The organism is Alicyclobacillus sacchari (assembly GCF_004366795.1).
Classification (GTDB): Bacteria; Bacillota; Bacilli; order Alicyclobacillales; family Alicyclobacillaceae; genus Alicyclobacillus; species Alicyclobacillus sacchari.
On record NZ_SORF01000005.1, the window covers coordinates 230,089 to 239,085 of the forward strand.

General features: G+C 55.9%; 8 protein-coding genes and 1 rRNA gene. 2 read left to right on the plus strand and 7 right to left on the minus strand.

What is annotated here, in order from left to right; all coding sequences use genetic code 11:
• Positions 1-36: 36 nt before the first annotated feature.
• A complete protein-coding gene (locus C7445_RS07360; RefSeq protein WP_134159425.1) occupies positions 37-216 on the minus strand; it encodes a hypothetical protein in 180 nt (59 codons plus the stop codon).
• Positions 217-338: 122 nt separating this feature from the next.
• Here C7445_RS07360 and C7445_RS07365 point away from each other — a divergent pair, with 122 nt between their 5' ends.
• On the plus strand, positions 339-1,649 hold the full coding sequence (locus tag C7445_RS07365; RefSeq protein ID WP_134159426.1) for a glutamate-1-semialdehyde 2,1-aminomutase: 1,311 nt from the start codon (positions 339-341) through the stop codon (positions 1,647-1,649).
• A 162-nt stretch (positions 1,650-1,811) separates the two neighbouring features.
• Here the strand turns inward: C7445_RS07365 and C7445_RS07370 are convergent, their stop codons facing one another.
• The 4 genes from C7445_RS07370 to C7445_RS07385 form a co-directional block, all read right to left on the minus strand.
• Positions 1,812-2,906, minus strand: coding sequence for a sodium:calcium antiporter (locus tag C7445_RS07370; protein ID WP_134159427.1), 1,095 nt, complete (start codon positions 2,904-2,906; stop codon positions 1,812-1,814).
• 66 nt (positions 2,907-2,972) lie between these two features.
• A complete protein-coding gene (locus C7445_RS07375; protein WP_134159428.1) occupies positions 2,973-3,818 on the minus strand; it encodes an ABC transporter permease in 846 nt (281 codons plus the stop codon).
• Positions 3,818-4,747: an ABC transporter ATP-binding protein gene (locus tag C7445_RS07380; protein ID WP_134159429.1), complete on the minus strand. Its 930-nt coding sequence runs from the start codon at positions 4,745-4,747 to the stop codon at positions 3,818-3,820. The genes C7445_RS07375 and C7445_RS07380 overlap by 1 nt, the downstream gene beginning before the upstream one ends.
• 1 nt (position 4,748) lies before the next feature.
• Entirely contained in the window at positions 4,749-6,734 is a 1,986-nt protein-coding gene (locus tag C7445_RS07385; protein ID WP_243835033.1) for a hypothetical protein, read from the minus strand.
• A gap of 227 nt (positions 6,735-6,961) precedes the next feature.
• Here C7445_RS07385 and C7445_RS07390 point away from each other — a divergent pair, with 227 nt between their 5' ends.
• A complete protein-coding gene (locus tag C7445_RS07390; protein ID WP_243835034.1) occupies positions 6,962-8,233 on the plus strand; it encodes an MFS transporter in 1,272 nt (423 codons plus the stop codon).
• On the opposite strand, the gene C7445_RS14980 is transcribed toward C7445_RS07390, so the two are convergent.
• Together C7445_RS14980 and rrf are read right to left on the minus strand one after the other, a co-directional pair.
• Positions 8,202-8,381, minus strand: a complete 180-nt coding sequence (locus tag C7445_RS14980; protein WP_424922995.1) for a DUF6199 family natural product biosynthesis protein — start codon at positions 8,379-8,381, stop codon at positions 8,202-8,204. The two genes, C7445_RS07390 and C7445_RS14980, sit on opposite strands and share 32 nt — an antisense overlap.
• A 219-nt stretch (positions 8,382-8,600) precedes the next feature.
• Positions 8,601-8,717 (minus strand): 5S ribosomal RNA (rrf, locus tag C7445_RS07395).
• Between the last annotated feature and the right edge of the window lie 280 nt (positions 8,718-8,997).

Sequence of the window (8,997 nt, forward strand, 5' to 3'; positions counted from 1 at the left end):
AATCGATATGTTGGTTGCTATACTGAATCGTGCAGATTATACGGAATGGTGGACATGTGTGTCAAGCGCGCCGCGCGCGGGCACGCTGAGTCCGCGCTGCACAGCGATACCCATGGCCAGTTCGGCTAAAAGGAGCCGATGATCATAACGAACGTCGCCGCCATGTGTCAACACATGCGAAACCGCCTTTGCCTCCGCCGAAACTGATCTACGCAACCCCTTACCCCTCCTCCGTTTTCCTTACCGTTTCCACACGACGTGTGTGTCATGCAAAGGAAGCCACTGTTGACCACCTGCGTCTGGCAGTGGAACAATAAAGGCTCAAGGAGTGGTGAGAGATGGTTCTTGATCGCACACAATCCAAACTGTGGTTTGAACGTGCGCAAGCGGTGATACTCGGCGGTGTCAACAGCCCATCGCGATCGTATAAATCGGTCGGCGGTGGTACCCCAACGGTCATGGTGCGTGGACAAGGATCACGCATGTATGACGTCGACGGGAACGAATATATCGATTATCTTGCAGCCTATGGCCCGTCGATTCTCGGCCACGCCCATCCCGCCATCACGGAGGCGATTGCGCAGGCGGCGGCCGATGGCGTGCTCTACGGAACGCCGACGCCCTCAGAAGTGCTGTTTGCAGAGAAGCTCCGACAGGCAATCCCGGACTTGGAGCGCATTCGTTTTGTCAATTCCGGCACGGAAGCCGTCATGACGACAATTCGCGTCGCACGCGCGTATACGGGACGGCGCAAGGTTTTGAAATTTGCAGGTTGCTACCACGGGCACTCCGATGCGATGTTGGTGGCGGCCGGATCGGGCCCTTCGTCCATCGGCGTGCCCGACAGCGCCGGGGTGACCCCAAACATCGCGAGTGAAGTGATTACGGTCCCGTTTAACGATCCCGACATCTTGGCACAAGCCCTCGATGTACATGGTGCGGATGTCGCGGCGGTGCTTGTCGAGCCCATTGTCGGGAACTTCGGCATCGTTCCGCCGCGGGATGATCGCTACCTGGAGCAGGTTATCGATCTCGCGCACCGGCATGGCGCACTCGTTATCTTCGACGAGGTCATCACGGCGTTTCGTTTTCATTACGGCAGCGCCGCACAGATGTACGACGTGCATCCGGATCTGTACGCGCTCGGGAAGATCATTGGCGGCGGCCTACCCATTGGCGCATACGGCGGGCGAAAGGACATCATGGAGCAGGTGGCGCCGCTGGGGCCTGCCTACCAAGCTGGGACCATGGCTGGCAATCCCCTGTCGATGCGCACCGGCATGGCGTGCCTCGATGTGCTACGAGAACCCGGTATCTACGAAAACATGGCGCGGCGAGCACAAGTGCTGACCGAAGCAGCGCACGAAGCGGCCAAGCGCCATGGTGTGCCGATCACGATCAATCGGATGGGTGGCGCATACACGATTTACTTTGGCCATCATCCAGTGCATAACTATGACGATGCCAACGCGACAGACAGTAAACAGTTTGCGCAATTCTTTCATTTGTTGGCGGATCGCAAAATCCTCATTGCACCGTCGAAGTACGAGGCGTGGTTTGTCTCGGCCGTACATACCGATGACGACATCGAGCGCACGGTTGCGGTGTACGACGAGGTCTTCAGGGATTTAGGGAGGGCCGTGCGGTAAAGGCGATGGGCGATGAAACGGCCGACGGCTCTAAGGAGGGCCGTCCGGCCGGCATGCTGCGGCATGCCACGCAGAACCGTGGAGAAGGCCGCAAGCAGTCCGAACCCACAGTCAGATGAACGTCAGACGCATGTCGGTCCCGCAGATTGTCGGCCACTGTGCTTACCGTAATCTGGTCTGCCGCAATTTTTGCACAGTAAAGAGCGCCATCACGACGATGATCGCGATCACGCCGCCAAAGATCCAGTAGTAATGCGCTTGATGAAAACGTTTCACCAGCGTCAGCATCGGAAGCACGAAATAGAGCGTGGACGCGATGAGTAGTGTCCAGGGTTCGAGAACGCGGCGCACGCGATACATCACAACTGTGAACAGAGCCGCCGAAAACGTTAAAACGGCTGTCAAACGCGCTTCAGCCGTCAAATTCCACGGTGTCATCCAGATACCGAGCGCAGGTACGAGCGTGCTTTGAAATACCATGGCGCCTGTGACGTTGCCCAAGGCCAAACTGTCCTTACCCTGCCTAATCCAAACCACGCTGTTTAGCGTCTCTGGCAACTCTGTGGCAAGTGGAATTATCAATGCCGACAATACAAACGTCGGCAAGCCAATTTGCAACGCTATTTGTTCCACGCCGCCTGTTAAAATGTGTGCGCCTCCAACGATAAGTGCGAGCGAAACAAGAAGTTGCAAACTGACGAGGCCAAATGAAGGTTCACCAACCCCTGGTTGTAAATACAACGATTTGAGATCCCCCGCGTCTGCTGCTTCCGCCTTATCGCGAATCGTCAGAACGACGAATCCAATGTACAAGAGAACAAGCGCAAACGGTACAAAATGCCGAACCTGTGGGAGGGGGAACAGTGCCGGCAGCATGGATAACACATAGGCCGTTAAAAAGCAGAGCATGTCACGCATGTACGCACGCCGCTGAATGTGCAGTTGATACAACGAGTGTCCAAAGCGAAACGCGAGTGTCGCACTCGCAATGACCATTCCACCCAATGTCGCGAGCAGAAAGGGAGCACCCAAGATGCCTCCGATGCCAACCTGTTCTGCTTCCTTGCCGCCCCCCATCAAAATAGCCGTCACCGGCACCGCCGTTTCTGGTAGTGCGGTGCCCACAGCAGCTAAAATACTGCCAACAGCACCCTGCCCCAGCCCGAACTTATGACCGACCCACTCGATGGCGTTCGTAAATAGCTCGGCACCGAACAGGACCATGGCGAGCGAGAATAGAATTTGCACAAAGAGCATCGAGATTCCCCCCGCGAAGCGGCACGTCCATACAGGTCTACGCTTGCGAAGGAAACAATATGCGTGTTACTGGTATTGCTTTTCGGTACTGCGCGACCAAAACGGCAGCCACGAAAACCACTGAGGGCGCAGACGCCATAGGCTTGGCACCAGCAAAATCACAATGACGACAGCGTAAAACTCAACAAACGTCACCCAGATAGTCGGCTTCGCCGATACGGCTCCTTCAAGCGCAGCTTCCACGTACAAAGGATTCAATGCATAGAAAAAATGCGACCATGAAAGCGTAAAGAGATCGATTGGATTCTGCTCGTACAAACCTTTCAACCCATAACCCAAGGCGCCGAAAACGACCATCATCAATCCCACAGTGCCATAGGAAAACACCGTGCTCCATGTTGAGCGCAGCGCGATCGTCGAAAACAGCACACAAATGGTGGCGATGACGACAATGGTGACGAGTTGAAACGCCAATACGGACACGACTTCCTGGGGAACAGCGCCACCAAATAGAAAGACGAGACTATAGACAGGCAGGGTAACCACGACCAGAAGCACCAGCAGGGCGCTCGAAGACAACACTTTGCCCAGCAAAATGCCGATGGGCGACACGGGAGTCGTCAAAAGGACGGCCAGCGTTTTGCGCTCGCGCTCGCCACTGACACTGCCCGCGGCAAACGCAGGTGCCAAAAATGCAACGACCGTCATCTGCAGCAAACTCAGCAAAACGAATACCTGCTGGCTCTTGGTAGGCTGCACCAGATACAACTGACCCTGCACGTTTTCATACAGCAGGAAAAACGTCAGCACAGACATGCCGAATACATACGACGTAATCACAATGGGGGCACGTGCAGTGCGCATACGTTGGTGGAATTCCTTGGCGAGCAATGGATTGATCCGCAGTTGCATCACATCCCCTCCTGAATGGCAGACAATCGCAAGAACAGCTGTTCGATATCCGTGGGCTGTTCACTAAATTGCGTGATTGCCATGCCTTGTTCGACGAGCGCGGTCAACAAGTCCGCCTGCTGGGCAAGCGTGCCTGCGTAGAGGACATCCCAACCGGAGGCTGCGGCATGAACGTCGACGACGCGCCGATCCGAAGCTAAAGCTCGCTCCAATTCGCCAGCCGCAAACCGTCCATCGATGTGAATGGTCCGATACGCGCTGGAATGCTGGACCATCACCTGTACGGCCGCGACGGCAACCAGTTCGCCGCGCCGGAGAATGCCAACTTCGTCGGCTACCTCCGCCAACTCGTTCAGGATGTGCGTACTGATGAGTACGGTCTTTCCCATGTCGCGCAATCCATGCAACACCGCACGCATCTCAAGGCGAGATTTTGGATCGAGGCCAGAGGATGGCTCGTCCAAAATCAAAACGGCGGGATCGTGCATGAGACAGCGGGCAATCTCCAATCGCTGCTGCATACCTCGAGACAGCGCATTGACGTAGGTGTCACGCTTGTCCGTCAAGCGCACCCGCTCCAACAAATCGTCGGCACGGGGTTTGACAAGGCGCCGATCCACACGATAGCAATCCGCGAAAAAACGAAGATACTCCATGACGGTCAGATCGTCGTACACCCCGAACGCGTCGGGCATATAGCCAATACAACGGCGAACTGCGCGCGGCTCGCGCGTGACCTCGAAACCATGGATGTAGGCGCGGCCAGATGTTGGCGTCGAGAGCGTTGCCAGCATCGACAGGGCGGTCGTCTTGCCTGCGCCATTCTCCCCCACAAGCCCAAACACGGTTCCCGGAGCGATTGACAAATTCATATCTTGGACCGCCGCCATTTTCCCGTAGCGCTTACACAAATTTTGGGTCAAGATCATGTCAATCTGCCTCCACACTCTCCGCAACCGGGGCGTACTCGCGAATGAGCGTCAGCGTCTTGGCACTGGCGACTCGGCGCTCACCAGCCGGCGTTGGCAGCTGCGGGGTGCGTCCGGTTGTGGTTGCGATAATCATCGCCTGTGCGTCGTTCGCCGACGCGCCAGGTGTCCAGGATGACAGGTAAGCGCCAAGCGAACGCCCAATGCCGTGCGTCAACGCCCGATTATACGCGCCATAATCGGAAATCCACGAAGCCGTTGTCGATCCGCCGCCGACAGGAATCGTCTTTGCTTGCCCAGGGACCAGCGTGCCCAGACGGACCATGGTCCCCTTCCAGAAAACCGCGACGTCGTCCAAGGTATAGGGCGTATCGTTTTCCACCGTACCAAACAACAGCCCATACGAATCGGTAAACTGTGTCGTGATTTCTCCACATGCGTGATCCATACCGGATGTATACAAATAGCGCACATGCCAGCGCGGAACGCTATACAACAACACATGGGTCGCGCCCGCACGATTCGTGACAATTGATTTGGTCAACGGCTGATTGTCACTCGTCAACGTCAACACATCACTGCCACTTGGAAATTCCAACCGAAAATCCCCCGAATCGGGTGACATGAAGGCCTCGGCCGCATACGCAATCCCATTTCCATCACCACTCAAGTCGATCACGCCCACGCCATCCAACAACAGCCCTTTCGGCCGCTCCGAACCGCCAAATGCGTAAATTCCGACGGTCGTAACGGCGCTCAACACCGGTAAAACCGCCCACGCCCATGTCTCCTTGCGGCGTCGATGGAGCCAAAGAAACGCCAGCGGTCCAGCGACAATCATGTAGATGAGAAAAACCGCCCCAAATGTCGAAAGTGACGGCATGCGCAACGGCGCCAAGGCATCACCGACAGATGTCAGGGATAGCGCGCCACTTTCACTGAACAGTGCGGGTATGGCCGACGCTGCTCCCTTGGCCAGGATGGCGGATCGAAAAATTGTCGTCCACATTTGGGCGTCCCCAGTCCATGCCAACAAGTGCGGATCCATCGGCGAGAACGCGGTTTGCCAGATTTGCCCCCTGCCGATCTGCTCACTGGCGAGAAGCGGCGTTTGATTGGATCCCGCCCAAATGCGCGCATCTCCACGAGCCGCTGCGGCGTCTGTCGCAAGCGCTCCGGCCGAAGGTTCCACCCCGGCAAAATCGGCCAGCGGTTGCGCGCTTACCTGCGACAAAGCACCTGCCATCAGAGGCAAAGCAGGCCAACCAGGCGGCGAGCTGCCGGCCCCAGTCACGATCAAAAGGCCGCCAACCTTGACCCACTCGCGCAAAGCGATCCCTTGGGCCGTCGATAACGACGATAGTTCCGGAATGGAAACGACAATGGCGGACAGACCTGCCAAAAGGTCGACTGCCGCCGGAACGCTCGATGCGTCAAGGGCCACCGGTAGGACCGGCGTTGAATCGCTGCTCACGCCCGCCAAAAACTGCGTTTCCTGTGGATTATCCGATATCACGCCAACAAGTGCGACGTGCGACACCGCATTCCCCGTGAGCGACGCAGTTGCTAGCGTTTCATCTCCGGCGATCAGGGAAACAGTTGCCCCTTTATTTAATATGTTGCCTGGCAGTGCAATCTCCTTACTCGTCCAACCGTCCCTCGGCAAGGCGATCGGCCACTGGAGCAGGCCGGCGCTGCGACGCCCAGTACTCAGGGATTCGTTAATCGCAACAACGAGATCGCCCATTGTCGACGCACCGGTATGGTGAATGACGATATGCACCGGAACCCAGTCATCCGTGCTATAGTAGCCACTATACCCTACTTCCGCAGACATACTGACCGCCTGCTTGTCCACCTGAGCGTTCGCGACGAACGGACAAGTCTCCACCATGGCAGCGGCGATCAAAGCGCCAAGCCACGCGAAATGAAGGCGCGATCGCAGCGCCCGCCGTACTCGGGTGCCGTTATGCTGCTTCCCTACCATCTCATCGTTCCTTTCGACGCCATCTTAGGCGCCTATACCAACCGCACAAACGTGCAACATCACTCGAATCTAAAGACGTTGACTCCATTGTACACTGTCGACAAAGAAGACCGCTAATCTTCGCCACCCTCGGCATCTTGCGCAGCAAATCTTTGCACGCAATTGGAACCTTTCTAAAACAAAGCGTATCGTAAGAGGGTACATCGTGTGGAAAGAGGTCCTCCAAAGTGAAGGAAAGCATTCTGACAAATCGCGCCTCCGAAACCTACCTTGAACGGGGCACGAAGGCCTATCGGCACGTCAGCCTTGCGTTTTTGGCAGCCGGGATCGTCACATTTGCCAACCTGTATTGCGTTCAGCCCTTATTCCCTATGTTCGCCGCTCGTTTTCATGTAACACCGACATTCTCCAGTATTTCCCTATCCATTACGACGCTCATCCTGTCCGTATCCCTCCCGATAGCCGCTTCTGTATCCGATGCGTGGGGGCGAAAACCTGTGATGGTAACCTCCCTTGTGACGTCCTCCGCACTTGGCATCATTGCAGCCGTTTGCCCTTCCTTCACGTCGTTGCTGGTGATACGCGCCCTGCAAGGACTGACACTCGCAGGCCTGCCGGCAGTCGCCATGACATATTTGAGCGAAGAAATCGCAGCGAACGGTTTGGGCTATGCGATGGGTCTGTACATCAGTGGCAATTCTATCGGTGGACTGCTCGGGCGCATCTCTATCAGTCTTTTAGCGGACCACTTCTCGTGGCGAATCGGTCTGTGTGCGTTTGCTGCCGTCAGCCTGTTGCTGAGCATTTACTTTTGGCGAAACTTACCCAAGTCGCGACACTTCAAGCCAAAACCAGCCGATCCTGCTTCCGCTCTGCAAGCGTTTGGGGAAGCACTGCGCGATCGCGGACTCCTCTGCCTGTACCTTGTCGGCGCCCTGCTGATGGGCGGCTTCGTATGTTTGTACAACTATATGGGTTTTCGATTGCTCGCTCCGCCGTACGGCCTGTCACAGTCCGTGATCGGCATGTTGTTTATCGTATATGTAGCTGGCACCTTCAGCTCGTCATGGATGGGAAGATTGGCGGATCGTATCGGGCGGAAACGGGTGCTCTTCGCGAATGTCGTTCTGATGGGCGGAGGGGCTGCGATCACGCTGCTGTCCAATTTGATCTGGATTGTGATCGGCATGATTGTGTTCACGTTCGGATTTTTCGGTGGTCACTCGACGGCAAGCAGCTGGGTTGGGCGGAGAGCGGTGGATACACGCGCACAAGCTTCATCGCTGTATCTTTTATTTTACTATGTAGGATCGAGCATCGGCGGCTCGTTGGGTGGACTCTTCTATAGCTCTCTCGGATGGCCGGGCACGGTTGGGATGATCTTAGTTGCTAACCTTTGCGCGATGATTCTGTCCATTGTATTGATCAGAATTCCACCCGTGTCCCGAACCGGCGCTCCATCGTCAATTAGGAATGAGAGCTCACCATCGCGGCGATGATGAGAATCAGGCCAATCAGGCAGCCTGCTCCTCCCCCAACCCTCAAAAACATGAGGTATCCATCCGACGGTTCAGCGTCCCTTAGCTTCCAACCAATATGCAGATACCAAGCTGCTTCCGGGGCCAAAAGATGAAACACGCCAACCATGATCAATAAAAATCCGAATAACGCCAAGATGATCCCCCCATCCTCTACGGTATACCAAATATATGCATATTATGCATAGCAGTATAGCCCGATACCTATTGCCATCGCCATCCTGTCGCCCACGCCTGTCGTGCGACGCTTCGGTTTGCATGGAATTTGGGAGGTTTGCGCATGGAACAAATCAGAGCCAGGCCTTCTGGCCTGACTCTGTTCTCTCTTGCCTGGCAACGACCTACCTTCCCAGTCCCTCTCGAGACAAGTATTCTCGGCGCTGGAGGTCTTCACGTCCGTGTTCGGGATGGGTACGGGTGTTTCCCCTCCGCTATGGTCACCAGACCTATATTTTGTTTCGCTTCGCTTCGCTTGTTCCTCGCTCACACGGCTTCGGCCTTCGGCCTGCAGATATGTTCACTCGGTCCAAACTCCGCTTCAATCGGTTTGTGATGCTACTTTGGTGCCTGCTTCGTTTGTCCTGATGCTCACGCAACTTCAGCTTTCGCCTTCATACGCGCTCGCTCGGTCCAAACTCCGCTTCCATTCCTTATGTACCTTGTGACTGCTATGAAATGACCTTGCTTGCGGGTGAAGCCCTCGACCGATTCGTATCTGTCCGCTC

Bases quoted from the DNA above. Each gene is read 5' to 3' on its own strand.
- C7445_RS07375 (WP_134159428.1), bottom strand. From the start codon at position 3,818: ATGCAACTGCGGATCAATCCATTGCTCGCCAAGGAATTCCACCAACGT.
- C7445_RS07385 (WP_243835033.1), bottom strand. From the start codon at position 6,734: ATGGTAGGGAAGCAGCATAACGGCACCCGAGTACGGCGGGCGCTGCGA.
- C7445_RS14980 (WP_424922995.1), bottom strand. From the start codon at position 8,381: ATGGTTGGCGTGTTTCATCTTTTGGCCCCGGAAGCAGCTTGGTATCTG.
- C7445_RS07370 (WP_134159427.1), bottom strand. From the start codon at position 2,906: ATGCTCTTTGTGCAAATTCTATTCTCGCTCGCCATGGTCCTGTTCGGT.
- C7445_RS07365 (WP_134159426.1), top strand. From the start codon at position 339: ATGGTTCTTGATCGCACACAATCCAAACTGTGGTTTGAACGTGCGCAA.
- C7445_RS07380 (WP_134159429.1), bottom strand. From the start codon at position 4,747: ATGATCTTGACCCAAAATTTGTGTAAGCGCTACGGGAAAATGGCGGCG.